We start from the raw sequence: 18,951 nt of genomic DNA, 5'->3' as shown, positions 1-18,951 counted from the left end.
ATGCGGCTTTTTTTGTTTGACCATAAGAAAACCGCCTTGGTGAAAAGGCGGTTTATTAAGCTTTCGTTCCCCCATAGTGGACCGAGCAGTATAACTTAAATGATTAAAACTTACGTTTATGATAGGGGATACCATCGCCATCTTCACAATAGGATTTGAGACTATAAAGGAAAATAGCCCAGTTGTAACCCGCACCTACAAAAAGGAGTTTGAAGCGGGTGCGGCGAATCGTTTATTCAGGGAAAAACGAACGTCGCATATGCTGAAGCAGCACCAGGAACGGACTTGGACCTAAGCAAGCGCATCGGCCAATTCTACCTGAATTTCGCATTAAACCGCTGGGAGCCGCCCTTTACGTGTCCGGGGCTAATCTTTGAAACGATCAAGGGGAATGGTAAAGATGCCAAACGACATGGACAAATCCGCCGCGCGGGACGGGCGGGAACCGATGAACAGGATGGATCTGAGGGAAGACGAATATATAGCGGGCCGCAGCGAGCCGCTTGCGCAATTTCAGCGCTTTTTGTCAGGCCGGGCGGATGGCTATACGATATGGAGCCTGTACGGAACAGCCGGCATCGGCAAAAGTTTCCTGCTTAATGCGTTCCGTCGTCAGGCGCTGCGGGCGGGCGCGGTGATGCTGCAGGTGGATAGCCGCGATTTCAACCATAAAGGAGATTTGTTGTGCCGGCAGCTGCTGCGGCAAATGCCGGGCGGCCGTCCGCCGTTAACCGATCCGGTGGACGCCTGCTTAACCCGTTTGGAACAATTGGCCGCGGAAACGAAGGTCGTTATCGCGCTGGACACGTACGAGGAGATGGGCGACCTCGACAGCTGGATACGGGAGCGTTTTATCAAATGGCTGCCTGACGGCGTCTTGTTGATTGCGGCGGGCCGTTACCGTCTGAAAGATCAATGGATTCTTTCCCCCGCGCTGCGGGAGCACATCCTGTTCATGCCGCTGGAGCCGCTGACAGGACCGGAAAGCACGGCTTATCTACGGCAATGCGGCTTGACCGACGAGGAGCGGATCGACACCGTCTGGCGTAAGACGGGCGGCCATCCGCTCGCGTTGTCGCTGGCGTCCGTCGTCCGTCCGCACGAGGATTGGACCGGGCGGTCCGGCGATTGGGAGGAATGGTTCGAGCATTTGGCTAAGGCGTGGTTGAGGGAAGTGCCTGACGATTTGCTGCGGACAGTGGTTGAGGCGGCGGCTATATTGCTGCATGTGAACAGGGAAGTGCTGCAGGCGGCCCTGGACCGGGATGTCGGCGACGAGACGTTCGGGCAGCTCGTATCTTTGTCTTTTGTCCGTAAGACGGAGCGCGGCTGGATGCTTCACGATCTGATGCGGATGGCCATGCGCAAGCAGCTTGAGGAACGAATGCCAGCTTATTTCGAGCGGCTGCGTACCAGGGCGGCGCTTTATTACGCAGCGAGAATCCGCGAATCCGCTTCCTACCGAAATACGGAGTGGGAAGTCGGGGAGCTGTTTTATTACACCGGTATTCCGCTCATTCGCTCGCTGCTCCAATCATACTCCCGCGGCCGGTATACATGGGAGCTGGTGACGCCTGCCAATTTGGATGAAGGGGAAGCGTACTTGCGCAAACGGCTCGAAGCGGCGACCCCTCTGAAGTTATCCGGCATGGACCCGGAAACGGAGGAGCGTTACAGCGAATTCGTGGGCAAAGAAGACATGACGATGACGATCAAGCTTTTGGACTTGCGCACCTGGGTCGAGCTCGACCAGCAGTCGGTCATGCTGCTTCGTAACACGAATGGGGAAGCAATCGGACTGGCCGTGATCATTCCGATTCATAAGGGCACCTTGCCTTCTTTAATCCGCGATCCGTTCGCAAGCCCGTATTTGCTTTCACTGACGCCGCCGGAGCGCCGGCTTCTGGAGGCCGAACCTCCCGGACAGGCGGGCTGGTTCATACGGACAATCGACTATGCCGATTGGCAGAACCAGGACATGGTGCTGGAGGCGATGTATTTGATGTTCTCGTATATGTGCTCCGGCGGGCTGTTTTTCGCTTCTCCGCCGCCAATGGAGTTTTTTAGCATGTCGCATCTGAATCTCGGCTTTCAGCCGGCGGCGGGGGTCATCCACCGGCATTATGATGGCAAAACGCCGACCCCGACGTTTGTGCTCGATACGCGAGGGGATAAGCTGGAGGTGTTTCTCCGATTTTTGCTGAGGCGCGGCGGCCTTCCCGACGAACTGATCTTGTTCGACGGACCGGGCAGCCAGCTTACGGAACGGGAACGGGAAGTCGTGGCCCTCGTGCTCGACGGTTTGACGAACGGCGAGATCGCCAAGGCACTGTTTGTCAGCGAAATTACGGTAAAGAAACATGTCAGTTCGATCTACAGCAAGCTGGCGGTGAAAGGCCGCGGCCAGTTGATCAAGATGTTTTCCGGTAAGCCGCGCATCGGCTGACAAGGCGGTGCTGTTTGCAAGCTCGCGTCCCATTCGGGAGGTGGGCTTTTTGGCGTTTGGCGGTGCAGCCGCACAGGGGCCTATGAAGCCACAACTGTACGATCGTATGATGCATAACTATACGATCGTATAATACCGGAATGAAGCGGGTCATGGTACATTGAATGTCATGCGGACCGCGGGTCTGGCATCCGCAAAGCGCGTATTATGGTGCCCGGCGCAAGGAAAGAAACTTATGCAACTGAATGAAGGAGGAGATTTGCTTTGGCCAGAACAATGATCGTTGGTTCCACTTTGTATTTTGTTATAGGAGTTGTTATGGGAATGGCGATGTCCATGACGGAAAACTATACGCTGGCTCCGGTCCATGCCCATCTTAACTTGCTGGGATGGGTATCGCTGGCGCTTGGGGGCTTGCTGTATCATCTATTTCCTGATGCCGCCAAATCCAGGCTTGGCAAATGGCATTTCTGGCTGCATATGCTCGGCATTCCGATTATGATGGCGGGGCTGGCGTGTATGCTGCTGACGGGAAGCGTCGCATTCGTAGCAGCCGTATCGGCCGGAGGCGTATGCGTGGTCGCCGGTACGATTTTGTTTTCCGTCAATGCCGTTCGGCATGTGCTGTAACTATGCGTCTGGCGCATGGACGCCGGAATCGCTTATGAATGCTGCCGCATGGAGAGGCAAGCTGCGGCCAAGCGACGACGATGCCTGGCTGCGAGTGCTGGCTTCTTTCGGTTCGATTGGCCAATAGAATGAACAACCAGCAAAAGCCCGGCGGGCGGCTGCGGATCCTATAGGGGAATCCGTTCGGCAGCGGGCTACAGTCCCTTCGCGGTTAACCATGCCGCTAAAAATTGTACGTTACAAGTTATCTCAGAAGGTGATTCCTGCACACTGCAGGAGTCATTTTTTGTTTTGTAACAACCTTGGGTGACGAGCCGGTTCCAGCGTGAGGGGGGAGTTGTAGATTAACCCGGACTCTGTAACATCTCTAGTTGTCCGGGCACAATGTATGCTAAGATGGAAATCACTCATGTTACGTTTCTTTTGATTTGAAAGGAATTTTAGTGGGGGTGTGTCGTGTTTTATTCCATTTTGGAGATTTTACGCATCATTGTATTGCTATTTATCTTCGGCGGGTTGTTGAGTACTTTATTGGGTTATGTGTATTCAAGCCTGGGGTTCAACTTGAAAAATATGGAGTATGCCTGGTTGGCATGGGTTGCCATTTTTAATCTATTTTTTGTTCTTTATAGAAATAAGCTGCAGTTCTCCGGTTGGTACATTGGCAAGGGGAGGGAAAAACTCTCCAAGAGGACGACATTTATACTGGCCGGCTCTGCTGTTTTGCTGATTATAATCCCTCCATTTTTAAGTTCACGGTAAATGGGTTTCTGCGGAATGGGCATCGAAAATCCTATATGTACGGGGTGTAACTATGGGGAACATACTTTGTTTTATCTCGGAAGATTTCGCCGATTTTGAGATCACCTTAGCGTTCCATAAGATCAAAAATGTCGGAAACAAAGAAGTGCTGACGGTCGGATACAGCCATGAGCCTGTGGTCAGCGAATCGGGTCTGTGTTACAAACCTCATATCACGCTGGGTGAAGCAATGTCGCTTCAAGATGTGGAAGGCCTTATTATCCCTGGCGGGCCGATTCGCGATCAACGTGAAGAATTGACGGCATTTCTTCTTAAGCTTGACCGGGAACAAAAGCTGCTGGCAGCCATATGCAACGGTCCGCAATATTTGGGAAGAGCCGGTATTCTGAACAAGACTCAATTTACCACATCATGTTCGATAGAGCGGATCCGTGATTTAGGCGTGGCCGATCCGTTCCCCAGAGATAATTACATCCACCGGCGTGTAGTCCGCGATGGGCATGTCATTACGGCCCAAGGACGTGCTTTTGTCGACTTTTCGTTTGCAGTTTTTGATTATTTGGGCATTTATGAAGGTCAGAAGGAAGAGCGGGATCAGTTGTACAAAGACATTATGGACAGGTAGCTGAACGGTAACCAAACGGTAAACGGGACGGCCGTTCTGGGTCAAGCGAATCGGATCGCGCCGTTGTAGACAATCATGTCATGATGGAGGAGATACTTTGTATCTTTATCATTTTAGCGAAGAGCCGAATATTGAGGTTTTTGTGCCAAGAGTGAAAGCCAACCGCCAAAATATGCCGCCCGTCGTCTGGGCGATCGACCGCGAACATGAGTTTACCTTTTATTTTCCGAGAAATTGCCCGCGGATTGTGTATACCAGATCGGAAGGCTTGAGTGAACGCGACGAGGCGCTTTTTTTCGGATCAAGCCGCTCGGATAAGATCGTGACGGTTGAAACGGGCTGGTACAAAGCGATTAGCGAAACGACGATGTACAGATACATGTTTCCGGCGGAGAGCTTTAAGCTGTTCGATGAGACTGCCGGTTATTACATATCCGAGCAAACGATAAAGCCGCTGCAAGTCGACGCGATCTCGAACTTAATTGAAAAATTAACAGCGATGAACATCGAACTCCGGTTTACCCCCAATCTGAATCCTCTGCGGGAAGCCATTTTGCAATCCGTTACGTTAACCGATTTTGGCATCCACCGATTTGAATTTGCCCGAACCTGAAGAAAGGGAGTGCTGCATGATGGAGATTCGCCCTTATATCCCCGGCGATGATGGAGATTTGACCGAATTGATGGCTGATCTGGGTTATCCGACAACCATGGATAAGATGATACAGCGAATGGAAGTCATTTCAGCTACGCCGCATTGTTATACCTTTGTGGCTGTAAAAGACGGAGCAGTCGTGGGAATGATCGGGTGCCGGGATATTTATTACTACGAAGAAGACGGGGTTGTGACCCAGATCTCCATACTTGTAACGAAACAAGAGCTGCAAGGCCAAGGAATCGGCAAAGCGCTTGTTACCTTCGCCGAACAGTGGGCAAGGGAAAAAGGCTCGAACGCTTTGTACTTAACAAGCGGCATCAAACCGGAGCGGGAAAGGGCACATGCATTTTATAAACGCATGGGTTTCGCCGTCACCGGATACAGGTTCGTAAAGCCGCTCAAACAGTAAATTATATAAAATAAAAATCGGTTCCCGGCATCACGATGGATACGCGCGGTTAGTCAACGCGGATATCCGCCCATGCGCGGGAACCTTTTTAAGTTGCATGAAGCGACGGAGAAGTGCATTAAGGCCCGAAATGCGAAAGAGTGCTTAGCGCCGGAGTAAGGCGTTTTCGCTGCCGCTGTTCATCCAGAATGATCGCCATCTGCTGCCGGAAAAGCTCCGATTCGGAGGTGGCCCAGGTTGAATGCGCCAAATTATATACCTCAAGTGGGTCTTCGGTTAAATTGTAAAGTTCATATTCCTCCGGCACCGGCACCGTTTTCACGGAAACGGCACAAGATGCCGTCACTTCTGACGCTGTCCCTTCCTGCTGCGGACCGGCGCCGGATACCTCAACCGTCTCATCCCGTACACCCGGTTCGCTCCAAAATTGCGGATTATCGAAATACCGCGAATACTTCCACAGCTGTTTATGCGGTCCATCCCCCAGTGGAGCGATCACCGTCTCGATATGGTTTGGCTGGACGACGGCCGGATACGGCCTTCCCAACGGACTGATTTGGTGTTGGCCGCGGGTAATTTCGTCGTCGGTCATAAAATAGATCGGCTGGTCCGCGATTTCCGCTATGCTTTTATCCCCGAATACATAAGGAGTCAGGTTGCGCCCGACCAGCGGGCGAACGTCGGCAAAGCTGCCCTGCAACCGCCGCTGGATGTCGTCCGCGTCGGCTCCCGCGAGTCCCAGCATCGTGGGCAGCAGGTCCAAGTGCGAAGTCAATGCCGGAAAATGCCTCCGCTGCGGGAACAGCCGCTTGTTGTGGATGAGGAAGGGCACATGCAGCACCTCTTCGTAAGCGCAGTACATTTTTTGATGAAGATGGCTGTGGGCTCCAAGCAGATCGCCGTGGTCGGAAGTAAAGATGACAATCGTATCGTCGCCAAAAGCGGACCGGTCCAGCGCGTCCAGCACACGCATCATCTGCTGGTCGGCGTTTTTTTGCAGCTGGTAATACAGCTTGCGGTAAAACGGCTGATTGAGGATCGGCTGCAGCGCTCTCGGATAAATGTCGCGGTAGCTCGCCTGGCAGCGCGGTTTCATATCAAGCCGCTCGTTTAGGGTCGGCGGGGCGGGGACCTGCGGCATCGGGTCGACCTCGAAGCGGAACAACTGCGGCAGATGAGCGGTCAGCGAACCGTACAGCGTAATATCGTGCGGATTGACAAATGAGGCGACGAGCAGCCAAGGTTTGGCGTTTGGGTCGGCTTGTTTTTGCCGGTCCAGCGCTTCAAGCAGCTCTACGGTTTCCGCGCCGTATACAACGTCCCGTCCGCTTAAGCCGACCGCCGCGGAAGAAGCGGAATTGCGCGGATTGCGGCCATGAGGTTCGGGCCCGATCCACGAAGAGAAGCCAAACGCATCCAGCGGATCGGCATGCAGGTACAATTCCTCCCGCTGCGGGTCGGGGACGCCATTTGCCGGATTATAACTGGGCACGTCATCATGAGTCCCTGGTACAACGATGTCTTCGTATGAAATGTGCCACTTGCCCTTGTAGTAAGTCTGGTATCCGGCCTCGCGAAAATAGCTGCCCATCGTAGGCACCGTATTGCGGTTCAGCCAGAACATGTCGGAATCGAAGGCGCTTTTGGCGATGCCGTTTGTCTGGGTTACCCCATGGAGCGAAGGATAGTGGCCGGTAAACATCGTGGCCCGGCTCGGACAGCAGGCGGCGCTGCCGATATAATGCCGGTCAAACTCCATGCTGTGAGTACGCAGCAGCGTATGGGCGGGCATGTTTTGGCGGCACCAAGCTCTGGTTTCCGGGCTTTCATAGACCGGCGGGTAACGCTCTTCATCAACGATGAGAAGAAGGAAATTTGGCTGCTTTCCGTTTCTGCTTGATTCGGCCATGGGCACACATCCCGGATCGTAGGTTTTACCCTAGTTGTATGCAGCGGGGACGCCGCTTCATGCCGGAATGAACCGAAAATATGATCGTTATACCCGAAAATTTGATCCGTACGGGCTATCTAAGGAAGCTACACTGGGGATAGATCTGCAAAATCAACCAATTGGAGAGTGACCTCATGAACGACCGGAGACTGCCGCACAGCGAGCTGCTTCAGCTGAAACGATGGAATACGCCGACGATTTACAACGGGTGGGAAATCATTACCAAACACGACAGGACCACGGGTTTTAATATGGAGGAAACAAAGGATTATATGCCGCAGATGGGACCGATGGTCGGTTATGCCGTCACCGTCCAATTCGAGCCAAGCAATCCCGATCATCCGAAAAGCAATCCGAATGCATGGAGCGAATACCGCAAGTATGTGGCAAGTGTGCCGGGACCCAAGATCGTGGTCGTGCAGGATTTGGATAAACCCCGCGTCATCGGGGCGTTCTGGGGGGAAGTCAACAGCAATATGCACAAAGCGCTGGGCTGTGTCGGTACGATTGTGGATGGCGCCATCCGCGATATCGACGAAATGACGAATGCCGGATTCAAGGCGCTCGCCCGCAGAATGTGCGTAGGTCATGCGTACAGCACGCCGGTGCGCTGGGGTATCGAGGTAGAGGTGTTCGGCTGCAAGGTGCAGCCGGGCCAATTGATTCATGCCGACAAGCACGGATTCCTCGTCATCCCGCAGGAAGACGAACCACGCTTGCTGGAAGCGTCACGGTTTATGGACGATAACGAATGCAGCACGGTCATTCCTGCGGCAAGAAGCGCGGCGGGACGTTCTTCCGAGGACATACTGTCGGCGATTGACGCAGCCGGAGCGCAATTTGGGCAAAATGTGCAGCGCAAATTCGGCTCCGCGGGTGAATGGTAAGAAATTTATGACGTTAAATAATAGTGCCTAAAACGGGGGATAGGAGCTTGAACGAGCTCCTATCCCCCGTTTAATATTAGTCTGGTTGAGCATCGGTTACGGAAGCCGAGCGTTGTTTGTGCATCATTTTGCGGTAGTCTGCCGGGGCTGCCCGCTTTAACTTGCGAAACAAACGGCAAAAGGTCTGATACGATCCGAAGCCGACCTCAAGGGCGACCGATGTGACCGGCAAATCCGTAGAGGCAAGCAGCCCGCAGGCATGCCGGATGCGCAGCTCCTGCAGGAACGCGGTGAACGTTTGCCCAAGATGCTGCTTGATCGATTCGCTTAAGTGGGATGGGTGAAAATGAAAGTGTTCCGCTAAGCCGCTGAGTGACAACGGTTCGCGGTAGTTTTGATGCACGTATTGCAAGATCGGCCATATGGAAGCGTGCAAATTGTCCTGAGCGGCAGTGGTGGAGACAGCGCTTTCCCGCTCGGCATTTCCTTCGCGGATACGTTCCAGCAGCGTGAGCGCTTCGATCAGCTTGGCTTTGATCAGCCAGTTGCGCCACGGATTGCGGTTGTTGTATTCCTCAAAGAGCGTGGCAAATATGCCGCGGAGCCGCTCCAGATCGGCCGGGCTAGCTTCGACGTAAGGCCGGTTAGCGGTTGATTGAGCCGATAGGAACGCCTGCCCGCCCCAATCTGCCTCATGTTCGCCCGCCAGCAGCGACATGTCGAAATTGCACACATACATCCTCAGCGGGTCCGCCGGATTGGATACCAATTCATGCAGCTGATGCGGCAGCAGAAATGCCAGCGTACCCGGTTTCAACACATGTGGAGTGCCGTTGATCAGTTCGGTACCGGTGCCTTCCGTGACCAGCGACAGCTCCAGGAAATCGTGCCGGTGCAGTGTAATGCGGGATGGCTGCTGCTCTTTCATGTAGAACGGAAACGAGCTGTCCATGTTAGGGTATTCGTATAAATAACGCGGAAAAGAAGCCACTGCTTTCGATCACCGCCTGTATTTTAATCGGGTTGGAATATTGATTGATGGGTGAGGCCAACTTCATTATACCGAATCGGCGGGGAGGCAGGTGAAGTTTTTTCGGCATGGGAGAAGACACTCCGATCACCCTTCTTTGGCAAAATAAAAAGCCGCCTATTGGCAGCTTATGGTATAATATGGTGGACAAGTACGGTGGATATGTCCGCGGCGCAGCCTCTTACAAGGAGGTGATCGTCTCGGACATGCTCGGAACGCTTTATTTATTTGTCAAAGTAGTTGCCACATTACTCAGCCTATGGTTCAGTTTGCGGAAGCTACATAGATGGATACGTAAACGCGCAAAGAGAAAACCACCGTTTAAAGGTTGACCGCCTACGGTGGTTTTCGCACTTTGATTTTAAATTTGCGCGCCGCGGTTCACCGCTTGTCGCGGAGAGTCATGTTAGCGCATGGCTCTCTTTTTCATTATATGCTTGCCTTTATCTTACCATACGTATTATAAGTGTCAACGTATGTGTTGACAAAATGTATACCTAGGCCGCGGCGGTTTGTATCGAGAACGGGCCATGCCGCCGTTTTCAGGAAAATGAACTGCCCGCCCTGGCGGGGGACGTCCGCGGCTTCGCCAGTGAAATCTCGCATAAATTAGGCAAGCCCTTAAGCGCAAGGTGAGCGCCGCCTGATCTTGGCCAATTTCTTAAGATCTGGGGTAGTTGACAGACAAGGGGATGCATATATAAAATAAATGAAATGAAAAAATTGATAGGAGTGGAAATATGAGGATGAGGGGCGATTGGTGTCGGACGGGCTTCTTTATTTTTCATATTTTCCCCATACGGAAACACTAGAGCATTTATTGCTTTAGTGTTTTTTAGTATAACGGAAAGTTGATCCGAAGCCGGCGGTAAGGGAAGGTGAAGTTGCGGCATCCTAGAACGAGTTCAGGTGCAATCGCGGCTGCTCATCTGAAGTGAATTTCGATAAAATGTAGCGTCAAATTTTATAGGGAGGCGAGTAAGTTGAACAAATACAAACGGGTGCTCATTAAGCTGAGCGGCGGGGCAGTGGCCGGTGGCAGCGAATTTGGCTTTGAGCCGGAGCGGCTGGACCATATCGCGGAAGAAATCATGTCTGTGGTCAACATGGGAGTAGAAGTGTCACTGGTGATCGGAGGAGGTAACATTTTTCGCGGCAATATGGCCGAGAGCTGGGGCATTGAACGGGCGGAGGCCGACAATATCGGCACACTGGCTACTGTTATCAACAGCCTGATGCTCAGAGGTGTGCTTAAGGCAAAGACAAGCAAAGAGGTTCGCGTCATGACGGCCATCCCGATCTCTTCGGTCGCCGAACCTTATATTCGCTTAAGAGCGATTCATCATCTGGAAAAAGGCTACATCGTCATCTTCGCCGGAGGCAACGGCCAGCCGTATGTCACGACCGACTACCCTTCCGTGCAAAGAGCGATCGAGGTGAACTGCCAGGCGCTGCTTGTGGCCAAACAAGGCGTAGACGGCGTGTTAAGCGGGGACCCGAAATACGACAAGCAGGCGCGAAAATACAAATCGCTTCACTACAACGATGTATTGCAAAATGATCTGAAGGTGATGGACCAGTCGGCGTTTATTTTGGCTAGGGACTATAAGCTGCCGGTTCATGTTTTTAACTTTGATAAGCCGGGCTCGATGCGAGAAATTTGCGAAGGCAAGGAAATCGGCACAACCATCAGCAGTGATTCCGTGCTGGAATTCGAGGAGTAGTTGTTAGCTGGGGCGATGGTTTGAAGCCGCCAAAGATGCAGCAAAACCGGGACGGCGGCAGCTCCTTTCACTTGATGCGAACTGCGACCCACATGGAGGCGCTTATGAAAGCAGCCTTTTGTGAGTCGCAGTATAAGTGAAGACCAGGGCCGCTGGTTGTACTGGCTGCAAGCCGGGTCGCGGTTGGGAGGAGTTACTTTCTTCACTGCTGGGGACTGCCGGCAGACAACGCCTTCTGCTGCTTGAGCAGATCGTCCAAGCTGCGCTTGACATGAACGGACATGGCCGCCCGCGCCTGTTCGGCACCGCCCGACTCGATAGCGGCAGCGATCTGGCGATGTTCTGTAATCGATTTTTCGATTTGTTCGGGCAGCAGTTCCGGCAGATGGGGAGGCAGGCCGGTCCATAGCTGGCTGAGCAGCCCTTCCAATCGGGCGCTTTCCGATGCTTCCCAGATGGCACGGTGAAAAGCTTCATTCGCCGATAAATAGTCGGCTGTATTTTTGGCTGCTGCGGCTTTTTCCACTTGGGCCTGAGCCCCGGCGATATCCTGCATATCTTTCTTGCGCACGGCGGCTCGGGCTGCCGCTTCCCCTTCAAGCAAGGAGCGGATATCGTAATGATCGACCAGATCGTCCACGGTCAAGCCTTGTACAATCGCACGGCGTTTTCTCAAGAGCAGCAACCCGTCGCGTTCCAATATTTGAAAAGCCTCGCGCACGGGCATGCGGGATATCCCCAGCTGCTGCGCCACTTCCTCTTGCGTTAACTCTTGTCCCACTTGCAGCTCGCCCGAAAAAATCGCCTTGCGCAGCGCAGCCGCCACTTGTTCGCGGGCCGGTAATATCGACAGCTGTTCCATGAAATCTCTCCTATTTCATCATTTAACCCAATTGATTTTCTTTGTGGTCACCTATGGACATAAATACCTACAAAATAAAATATTCAATGGATATTGGATACAAAGAGGGTACAACGATTGCTGCGGTATTGTCAACTTGTACATGACACGATTTGGAAAAATAGATGTTGACAGCATATTGTAAGCGTTATTATACTGAACGTATATTGGATCCAAAATCCAAAATGAGGAGGTGCAGCCCGCATGCTGCCTTTGGAAGGAATTACGGTGGTCTCGCTTGAGCAGGCGGTGGCCGCACCGTTTGCAACTCGGCAGCTTGCCGATCTGGGAGCGCGGGTCATTAAAATCGAGCGCCCTCAAACCGGGGATTTTGCCAGAGCTTACGATGGCACCGTCTCCGGATTGTCGAGCCATTTTGTCTGGTGCAACCGCTCTAAGGAATCGATGACGCTGGACCTGAAGAAAAAGGAAGCCTGCGATATTCTTGATGCGCTGCTGCTAGAAGCGGATGTTTTTGTGCAAAATTTGGCCCCCGGCGCGGTAGATCGGCTCGGTTTCGGCGCTGCCGCTCTGAAAGAAAAATATCCGCAGCTCATTATTTGTAATATTTCAGGTTACGGCTCGGACGGCCCATACCGCGACAAGAAGGCGTACGATTTGCTAATCCAATGCGAAGCGGGGCTTGTTTCGATTACCGGGACGGAAGGGACGCCGTCCAAAGCCGGCATTTCAGTTGCCGATATCGCCGCTGGAATGTATGCCTACTCCGGCATTTTGACCGCGCTGTTGGCGAGGGCCAAATCCGGCGGGACGGGGACGGTGCTTGAGGTATCGATGCTGGATGCGCTCGGGGAGTGGATGGGTTATCCGCTGTATTACGCCTCGTACGGCGGCGTCGAACCGAAGCGGTCGGGAGCGAGCCATGCGACGATTTATCCGTATGGTCCTTTCCCGGCGGGTGACGGCAAGCTGATTTTTATGGGCATTCAGAACGAGCGGGAATGGGCTTATTTTTGCAAAGATGTATTGGAATGTCCTGAACTGACCGGAGACCCGCGCTTTGACAGCAACTCCAAACGAGTGACGGCTCAAAACGAACTGGAGCCGATCATCACCGGCGTATTTCGGACGATGACGGCCGAAAGCATTGTCGGCAGGCTGGATAAGGCGCAGATTGCCAACGCCAGGTTGAACTCACTGCGGGAGTTCGCGGAGCACCCGCAGTTGAACGCGCGTCAGCGCTGGCGGGAGGTCGACTCGCCCGCGGGACTTGTAAAAGCGCTGATCCCCCCTGTGACATTGGAAGGCATCGAAGCGGTGATGGGGCCGATCCCTGCGGTCGGCGAACACACGGAGCGGCTGCTGGCGGAATTCGGCTTTGACCGTCCGACGATTGAGGCGTGGCGTGAAGCGGGAGTGTTCTAGGGGCTGCCAATTGCAAATCGTGGATGTGTATTCAGGATATGATGATCTCGGGAAAGGGCTGGCCCTCCACCGCTCGCCCCCGTAAAGATCATAAATATGGGAAGGGGATATCGTTATGGAAAACAAAGCGTTTCGTCCCAAAGGTTCGGTAGCGGTCATGACCGAACCCGGCAAGCTGACGTTCGAGCATTATGAGCTGCCGGAACCCGGCCAAGGCGCAATCCTGGCAAAGGTGATCCGCACGAATATATGCGGGTCCGAGCTGCATATATGGAAGGGCAAACACCCGACCAAAAAGTCGGGCGTGATGGGTCATGAGATGGTCGGCCGGATAGAACGGCTCGGGCCGGGCGTGGAAACCGATTCCGCCGGTGAACCGATTGGCCTTGGAGACCGTGTGGTTGCGGCGTATTTTCTGACCTGCCGCAAATGCCAATTTTGCCAGCAAGGCCAGTTTGCTTTATGCGCGAATGCATACGCTTATTGGGTGAAAGATGCCGCAGAGGCTCCCCATTTTCACGGTTCGTTTGCGACTCACTATTATATTCATCCCGATCAGTACGTGTATAAGGTGCCGGACAATGTGCCCGATACGGCTGCGGCTAGCGTGAACTGCGCGTTGACCCAAGTGTATTACGGTCTGGTAAAAGGCGGCTTGCGATACGGCGAAACGGTGGTGCTGCAAGGCGCAGGCGGGCTCGGTTTGAACGCTGCGGCTGTAGCCAAGGAGTTCGGCGCAACGGTGATCGTACTCGATGCCGTGGCGAGCCGTTTGGACAAAGCCAAGCAATTTGGCGCCGATCACGTGATCGACATCCGGCAGGTGGATACGCCGGCGAAGCGGATCGAGGCGATCCGCGATTGGACCGGAGGACGGTTTGCCGATCTTGCGCTGGAGCTCTCCGGCGTGCCCGACGCTTTTAGCGAAGGCATTCATTATATACGTCCGGGCGGGCGTTACGTGAGCATCGGTAACGTGTCGCCGGGAGCGACAACCTTGTTTGATCCGGGGCTGCTGACCCGTAAGGCGATTCAGATCATTCCGATTATCCGCTATGAACCGTGGTATTTGCATAAAGCGCTGCAATTTTTATCGGCGAATATGGAGAAATACCCGTTTGCCGACATGCTGGACGCTCATTTCTGCTTGGAGGATATCGGCGAGGCGCTGGATAAATCGGCTAATCGTGAAGTGACAAGAGCATCGATTATTCCCGGGGATGTGCAGGATGCTTAGCCACGTTTAGCAATAAGCATGCGGAGTCGAGAGATGCGCAGGATGGTTAACCACGTTAGCAATAAGCATGGGGACCCGAAAGATGCGGAAGATACTTAACTGCGTTTAGCAATAAACATGGGGACCTGAAAGATGCGAAAGATACTTAACTGCGTTTAGCAATAAGCATGCGGAGTCGAGAGACACATGTTTAAGGCGGTGAAGGAACGGATGGAGGATGTCGTAATGGATACAGGAAATCCGCTGGTTCAAGGCTCGATCATCGATGGCAAAGAAGTGCGCGGCGGCAGCCGGATGGAGGTTCGCAGTCCCTACAACCAGCATCTGATCGGTTATATCGAAACGGCTTCGCCTGATGATGTGAATGAGGCGGTCGCTTCCGCTCACCGTGTATTTCACGATGTGATGAAATCGATGCCGGCCTACCGCCGGGCGGATATTTTACGCAAAACGGCCGATTTGGTGGAGCAGTCCGCGGACGAATTCGTCCGGCTGTTGGCGCTGGAGGCCGGCAAGCCGTTGCGGGAAGGCCGGGCCGAGGTGGCCCGCGGGGTGCAGGTGCTGCGTTTTGCCGCAGAAGGGGCGAAAAACATCGGCGGCGAACAGATTCCGCTGGACAGCGCGATCGGCGGGGAAGGCCGTTGGGGGCTGACCAAGCGTTACCCGCTTGGCGTTGTGGCGGCGATCACGCCCTTTAATTTTCCGCTGAATCTGGTGCTGCACAAGGTTGCTCCCGCGCTCGCCGCGGGCAATACGGTGGTGCTGAAGCCCGCCGAGAAGACGCCGTTTACTCCGGTGCTGCTGTATAAGCTGCTAGAGCAGGCAGGCCTGCCACAAGGTGCGCTGCAGATTCTCATGGGACCGGGGACGGACATTGTTGAACCGCTGGTGACCGATCCGCGCGTCAAGAAGGTGACGTTTACCGGCAGCTCGGCCGTAGGCTGGCGCATCAAGGAGATGGCCAAATCCAGCAAGGTGACGCTGGAGCTTGGCTCTAACGCGCCCAACCTGATTTTTGACGATGCTGATTTGGATGCTGCGGCCGCATCGATCGTGAAGGGCGGTTTTGTATACGCCGGTCAGGCTTGCGTATCCGTGCAGCGGGTATATGTGCAGCAGAACGCGTACCAGCCGCTGCTCGATAAGCTGCTTGCCGAAGTCGGCAAACTGAAGGTGGGGGATCCCGAAGATCCGGCTACCGATGTTGGACCGATGATTACCGGGGTGGCGGCGGAACGGGCCGAGTCTTGGGTGCGTGAAGCGGTCGCTCAGGGTGCGCGCGCGGTTGCGGGAGGCAAACGAAACGGAACGCTGTTTGAGCCGACCGTGCTGGTTGATGTGCGGCATGAGATGAAGGTCGTCTGCCAGGAGGTGTTTGCGCCGATTGTCTGCCTCCTGCCCTTTCAGACCGAAGCGGAAGCCGTTGCTTATGCCAACGATTCGGAGTTTGGCCTGCAGGCGGGAGTGTTTACCAGCGATCTGAACCGTGCGCTGCGCATTGCGGATGTGCTGGAGACGGGCGGTGTATGGATCAACGAAGTATCGTTGCTGCGATACGATCATATCCCATATGGCGGCGTCAAGCGCAGCGGTATCGGCAAGGAAGGCGTGAAATACGCCATCGAAGATATGACCGAGCTGAAGTTTATCGGCATCCGGCTGCTGTAGCGGCAATAACGGGCACGGGGTATCCCGATTTTGGATTTATGGCACGACAAATTAAACCTTATCCCGGCAACTGGACGTGTCTGTGTGCGGATGCTATAAGGGCAATGGCGGTATTGGCAACAGGCAGGCCTGCATTTATATCAGAACATGCGGTAAAAAAACGTTACGGCAATCCGTATTGCCGGGCATACATTGCTGCTGGGAGTTGACGGGATGTCATTGTTTCGTTCGTGGATTTTTGTACCGGGTAATCAACGGCGCAGGCTGGCCAAGGTGCCGGAGCTGCAAGCCGACGTAATTATATACGATCTGGAGGATTCCGTGCCTCCGCAGGAAAAAGCCGCAGCACGCGCCGCAGTTGCAGAAGCGCTTCAGAATACGCCGCAGCGTCTTCAATATGTGCGCGTCAACGATGCGGACAGCATCTGGTTTATGGATGATGTTGCCGAACTGACTATGCCGGGGCTTCACGGTTTTATGCTTCCGAAGGCGGCGAAAGCGGAGCATATCCAATATGCTCACCGCGTATTGTCGAAATGGGAACTTCAAAAGGGTCTTCAGCCGGGAGCTATTGATCTTGTGCCGTTAATCGAATCGGCGGAGGGCTTGTACAGGGCTTACGAGATCGCAAGCTGCTGCGGGCGCGTCCGGCGGCTGGCCTTCGGTTCCGTCGATTATACGCTTGATATTAACGGAGAGCTGACGGACGACGGTCTTGAGCTGCTGTATGCCCGCTCGCAATTGGTCGTTCAATCGCGGGCGGCGGGCATTGAAGCACCTATCGACGGGGTATATACGCACATTAAGGATTTGCCGGGGCTGGAGCGGGATACCCGTCTGGCGAAGCAGCTCGGATTCCAGGGCAAGCTGGCGGTCCACCCCGCGCAAACGGAAACCATCGACGGCATCTTCGCCCCTACGCGTCAAGCGATTGAGGAGGCTGAAGCGGTGGTCGCCGCATTTCGTAAGGCCGAATCAGCAGGGATTGCAGCTATAATGTGGAACGGCAAAATGATCGATTATCCGGTTGTGCAGCGCCATATGCATGTGCTGGAGACGGCGCGGCGTCTCGGTTTGATTATGGGAGCAGATGCAGGTATGCATGCAAGCACGGATTGAAGTCCGGGTACGGAAATAAAAATGACGCGGAAACGGTTGATCCGTTGATTGCAAAAATAAGGTATGTGCGAATACCGAAGACAGTGCCAAACAAGGCACCAGCAAACAAGGCACCAGCAAGCAAGGGTACAGCAAGCAAATATGAGTTCCAAGCAAAGAGGAGAACCTGTTATGAGCTTAAGCCGGGAAATAGCCCGCATGATTATAAATACCCGTTACGAGCAGTTGCCTGCGGAGGTGGTATCGTTCGCCAAGCTGTGCATTCTCGACTGGCTGGGCTCGGCGCTGGCCGGAGAGAAGCAGCAGCCGGCGCAAATCCTTGCGGCCATAGCGGAAGATATGGGCGGCAGCGGCCAGGCCACGCTTATTACCGGCGGCACATCGTCGGTGTGGAATGCCGCACTGGTGAATGGGGCGGCCAGCCATATCGTCGAGTTGGACGATATCCATAAAGCGTCCATTATCCATGCGGCTACGGTCGTCATTCCTGCTGCACTGGCTGTTGCCGAATGGAAACGCAAGAGCGGCCGCGAGCTGATCGCGGCGGTTGTCATCGGCTACGACATCTGCTACCGGATCGGCGAAGCGGTATCGCCTTCCCATTATTATTACTGGCATAATACGGCGACATGCGGCACCTTCGGCGCAGCGGCGGCAGCCGGGTATTTGCTCGGTCTGACTGAAGAGGAACTGATCCAAGCTTTGGGCAGCGCGGGTACGCAGGCTGCAGGCTTATGGGAGTTTATCGAGGACGGCGCAATGAGCAAGCAGCTCCATCCGGGCAAGGCGGCGATGAACGGGGTGCTGGCGGCGCAGCTGGCGCAGCGGGGATTTACCGGGGCGACGCGTATTTTGGAAGGGCGCAGAGGTTTTTTTCAAGCGATGTCCGAATCGGCTGACGCAATGAAGGTGACCGAGGGATTGGGGCAAACGTACAAGATTACGGAAAATTCGTTTAAGATCCATGCCTCCTGCCGCCACACGCACCACGCCGTCGATATGATATTGGAAATGCTGCAGGAGCGGGACATTCGACCGGAAACGATAGAAAGCATCGCGGTCAAAACGTATCAGGTTGCGCTTAATATCACGGATAATCCGCACCCGCAAACGGTATATGCCGCCAAATTCAGCCTGCAATTTTGCACGGCGCTTGCGGCCGTCAAAAGATCGGCCGGTCTTGCCGATTTCAGCAAATCGGCGCTTGCCGACCCCGAGGTACTGGCGCTGATGCGGCGCGTGGAGGTTGGAGTCGATCCGCAGATCGACGCGGCCTATCCGGAGAAGTGGGGAGCCGCCATTGAAGTGAAGCTGGCGGACGGAACGCGGATCGCCAAGCAGACGGATTATCCGAAAGGCGATCCCGAGTCGCCGGTGACGGATGAGCTTGTCGACAAGTTTCGCAAGCTGACGGCGGATCGCCCCGCGGAGGCGGTGGAGCGTTATGTTGAAAGGACGCTGCATCTGGAAGAGCTGGCCGAAGCGGGCTTGCTGCTGTCGGAGCTATAGGAGGGAGTC

The 18,951-nt window shown here is 54.3% G+C and carries 15 protein-coding genes; 12 read left to right on the top strand and 3 right to left on the bottom strand.

Annotated features, from left to right (window positions below):
* The first annotated feature begins 400 nt into the window (after window positions 1–400).
* The 5 genes from EYB31_RS41260 (at window position 401) to EYB31_RS20840 (ending at window position 5,530) form a co-directional block, all read left to right on the top strand.
* Window positions 401–2,446 carry a helix-turn-helix transcriptional regulator gene (locus tag EYB31_RS41260; RefSeq protein ID WP_276322066.1) on the top strand — a complete coding sequence of 682 codons (2,046 nt, stop codon included), beginning with the start codon at window positions 401–403 and terminating at the stop codon, window positions 2,444–2,446.
* Between the two features lie 264 nt (window positions 2,447–2,710).
* Complete coding sequence (locus tag EYB31_RS20855) at window positions 2,711–3,076, top strand: cytochrome-c oxidase (protein ID WP_240762672.1); 366 nt, start codon at window positions 2,711–2,713, stop codon at window positions 3,074–3,076.
* An 814-nt stretch (window positions 3,077–3,890) separates the two neighbouring features.
* Window positions 3,891–4,463, top strand: a complete 573-nt coding sequence (locus tag EYB31_RS20850; RefSeq protein ID WP_131015349.1) for a DJ-1/PfpI family protein — start codon at window positions 3,891–3,893, stop codon at window positions 4,461–4,463.
* Between the two features lie 97 nt (window positions 4,464–4,560).
* Window positions 4,561–5,076: a DUF6886 family protein gene (locus tag EYB31_RS20845; protein WP_131015348.1), complete on the top strand. Its 516-nt coding sequence runs from the start codon at window positions 4,561–4,563 to the stop codon at window positions 5,074–5,076.
* A 16-nt stretch (window positions 5,077–5,092) separates the two neighbouring features.
* Entirely contained in the window at window positions 5,093–5,530 is a 438-nt protein-coding gene (locus tag EYB31_RS20840) for a GNAT family N-acetyltransferase (RefSeq protein WP_131015347.1), read from the top strand.
* Between the two features lie 118 nt (window positions 5,531–5,648).
* On the opposite strand, the gene EYB31_RS20835 is transcribed toward EYB31_RS20840, so the two are convergent.
* Window positions 5,649–7,439 (bottom strand): sulfatase family protein, encoded by a 1,791-nt coding sequence (locus EYB31_RS20835; RefSeq protein ID WP_131015346.1) that lies wholly within the window; start codon window positions 7,437–7,439, stop codon window positions 5,649–5,651.
* 176 nt (window positions 7,440–7,615) lie between these two features.
* On the opposite strand from EYB31_RS20835, the gene EYB31_RS20830 reads away from it, so the two are divergent.
* Window positions 7,616–8,368 carry an RraA family protein gene (locus EYB31_RS20830; protein ID WP_131015345.1) on the top strand — a complete coding sequence of 251 codons (753 nt, stop codon included), beginning with the start codon at window positions 7,616–7,618 and terminating at the stop codon, window positions 8,366–8,368.
* 76 nt (window positions 8,369–8,444) lie between these two features.
* Here EYB31_RS20830 and EYB31_RS20825 read toward each other — a convergent pair whose 3' ends face one another.
* Window positions 8,445–9,359, bottom strand: coding sequence for an AraC family transcriptional regulator (locus tag EYB31_RS20825; protein ID WP_131015344.1), 915 nt, complete (start codon window positions 9,357–9,359; stop codon window positions 8,445–8,447).
* 1,022 nt (window positions 9,360–10,381) lie between these two features.
* On the opposite strand from EYB31_RS20825, the gene pyrH reads away from it, so the two are divergent.
* Complete coding sequence (gene pyrH, locus EYB31_RS20815; RefSeq protein ID WP_131015342.1) at window positions 10,382–11,122, top strand: UMP kinase; 741 nt, start codon at window positions 10,382–10,384, stop codon at window positions 11,120–11,122.
* 202 nt (window positions 11,123–11,324) lie between these two features.
* Here the strand turns inward: pyrH and EYB31_RS20810 are convergent, their stop codons facing one another.
* Complete coding sequence (locus EYB31_RS20810; protein WP_131015341.1) at window positions 11,325–11,984, bottom strand: GntR family transcriptional regulator; 660 nt, start codon at window positions 11,982–11,984, stop codon at window positions 11,325–11,327.
* Window positions 11,985–12,227: 243 nt separating this feature from the next.
* On the opposite strand from EYB31_RS20810, the gene EYB31_RS20805 reads away from it, so the two are divergent.
* From EYB31_RS20805 to EYB31_RS20785, 5 genes are all read left to right on the top strand, one after another.
* Window positions 12,228–13,409: a CaiB/BaiF CoA transferase family protein gene (locus EYB31_RS20805; RefSeq protein ID WP_131015340.1), complete on the top strand. Its 1,182-nt coding sequence runs from the start codon at window positions 12,228–12,230 to the stop codon at window positions 13,407–13,409.
* Window positions 13,410–13,524: 115 nt separating this feature from the next.
* Window positions 13,525–14,646, top strand: a complete 1,122-nt coding sequence (locus EYB31_RS20800; protein ID WP_170318255.1) for a zinc-binding dehydrogenase — start codon at window positions 13,525–13,527, stop codon at window positions 14,644–14,646.
* Between the two features lie 186 nt (window positions 14,647–14,832).
* Window positions 14,833–16,314 (top strand): aldehyde dehydrogenase family protein, encoded by a 1,482-nt coding sequence (locus EYB31_RS20795; RefSeq protein ID WP_240762670.1) that lies wholly within the window; start codon window positions 14,833–14,835, stop codon window positions 16,312–16,314.
* Between the two features lie 213 nt (window positions 16,315–16,527).
* Window positions 16,528–17,433: an HpcH/HpaI aldolase/citrate lyase family protein gene (locus EYB31_RS20790; RefSeq protein ID WP_131015339.1), complete on the top strand. Its 906-nt coding sequence runs from the start codon at window positions 16,528–16,530 to the stop codon at window positions 17,431–17,433.
* A gap of 171 nt (window positions 17,434–17,604) precedes the next feature.
* Window positions 17,605–18,942, top strand: coding sequence for an MmgE/PrpD family protein (locus EYB31_RS20785; protein WP_131015338.1), 1,338 nt, complete (start codon window positions 17,605–17,607; stop codon window positions 18,940–18,942).
* The last annotated feature ends 9 nt before the right edge of the window (window positions 18,943–18,951 follow it).

The organism is Paenibacillus thalictri, assembly GCF_004307995.1.
GTDB lineage: Bacteria > Bacillota > Bacilli > Paenibacillales > NBRC-103111 > Paenibacillus_AF > Paenibacillus_AF thalictri.
Note: the sequence above shows the minus strand (reverse complement) of the source record. Positions and strands in the feature narration are given on the sequence as shown.

Bases quoted from the DNA above. Each gene is read 5' to 3' on its own strand.
- EYB31_RS20850 (WP_131015349.1), top strand. From the start codon at position 3,891: ATGGGGAACATACTTTGTTTTATCTCGGAAGATTTCGCCGATTTTGAG.
- EYB31_RS20790 (WP_131015339.1), top strand. From the start codon at position 16,528: ATGTCATTGTTTCGTTCGTGGATTTTTGTACCGGGTAATCAACGGCGC.
- EYB31_RS20830 (WP_131015345.1), top strand. From the start codon at position 7,616: ATGAACGACCGGAGACTGCCGCACAGCGAGCTGCTTCAGCTGAAACGA.
- EYB31_RS20795 (WP_240762670.1), top strand. From the start codon at position 14,833: ATGTTTAAGGCGGTGAAGGAACGGATGGAGGATGTCGTAATGGATACA.
- EYB31_RS20810 (WP_131015341.1), bottom strand. From the start codon at position 11,984: ATGGAACAGCTGTCGATATTACCGGCCCGCGAACAAGTGGCGGCTGCG.
- EYB31_RS20800 (WP_170318255.1), top strand. From the start codon at position 13,525: ATGGAAAACAAAGCGTTTCGTCCCAAAGGTTCGGTAGCGGTCATGACC.
- EYB31_RS20785 (WP_131015338.1), top strand. From the start codon at position 17,605: ATGAGCTTAAGCCGGGAAATAGCCCGCATGATTATAAATACCCGTTAC.
- EYB31_RS20805 (WP_131015340.1), top strand. From the start codon at position 12,228: ATGCTGCCTTTGGAAGGAATTACGGTGGTCTCGCTTGAGCAGGCGGTG.
- EYB31_RS41260 (WP_276322066.1), top strand. From the start codon at position 401: ATGCCAAACGACATGGACAAATCCGCCGCGCGGGACGGGCGGGAACCG.
- EYB31_RS20840 (WP_131015347.1), top strand. From the start codon at position 5,093: ATGATGGAGATTCGCCCTTATATCCCCGGCGATGATGGAGATTTGACC.
- EYB31_RS20835 (WP_131015346.1), bottom strand. From the start codon at position 7,439: ATGGCCGAATCAAGCAGAAACGGAAAGCAGCCAAATTTCCTTCTTCTC.